Source organism: Acetivibrio sp. MSJd-27 (assembly GCF_018918095.1).
Lineage (GTDB): Bacteria > Bacillota > Clostridia > UMGS1840 > HGM11507 > HGM11507.
In genome coordinates this window covers 1-514 of the sequence record NZ_JAHLPV010000104.1, presented here as the reverse complement: position 1 = coordinate 514, position 514 = coordinate 1, and the positions used below count along the sequence as shown (strand labels likewise).

The following is a 514-nucleotide window of genomic DNA, read 5'->3' as shown; positions in this document are numbered from 1 at the left end:
GAGCGGCTGCCTGTGATAGTAATGCGGTGTCAAACTTTCGGTGCCTCTTAGAGAGGCTAAGCCTGTAATAGCCCCTTATAGGGGCTGTGCAAACCACCAGTTTACTGGTGGTTCTGATTTAGTTGAATACGCTCGTTGTTGTAAAAATGGATATATTCACTTATGAGGAGGCGCGCCTCCTCATAAGTCGGAAGTTTAGCGCGATAGATGCACTCTGTTTTAAGAATGGAAAAGAAATTTTCAGCTAAAGCGTTGTCATACGGATTTCCTCGGCTTGACATTGATGGAGTAATGCCGTATGATTGTGTTAGCTTGAAGTAGGCTTGTGAAGTATACTGAAAGCCTTGGTCACTGTGAAGTTGCATCTGTGCAGTGACCTTCTCTTTTTCTTGGGGTCTGCTTCTAACTTTGTGTAAAGTCCAAACAAGGGTAAAATTGGTTGGCAGGGAGTGTTTTTGCTCCCTGCTTTTTCAATATAACAGAAACATGGCAAAAACTCAAGCCTTAATCCGGC

2 protein-coding genes are annotated in these 514 nt (G+C 43.6%); both read right to left on the bottom strand.

The window, feature by feature from the left end; all coding sequences use genetic code 11:
- Nucleotides 1–101 precede the first annotated feature (101 nt).
- On the bottom strand, nucleotides 102–365 hold the full coding sequence (locus tag KQI32_RS13740) for an IS3 family transposase (protein WP_216426161.1): 264 nt from the start codon (nucleotides 363–365) through the stop codon (nucleotides 102–104).
- Nucleotides 308–514, bottom strand: a 207-nt coding sequence (locus KQI32_RS13310; protein WP_216426162.1) for a hypothetical protein, incomplete at its 5' end; no start/stop codon positions are given. The genes KQI32_RS13740 and KQI32_RS13310, both read right to left, overlap by 58 nt.

Bases quoted from the DNA above. Each gene is read 5' to 3' on its own strand.
- KQI32_RS13740 (WP_216426161.1), bottom strand. From the start codon at position 365: ATGCAACTTCACAGTGACCAAGGCTTTCAGTATACTTCACAAGCCTAC.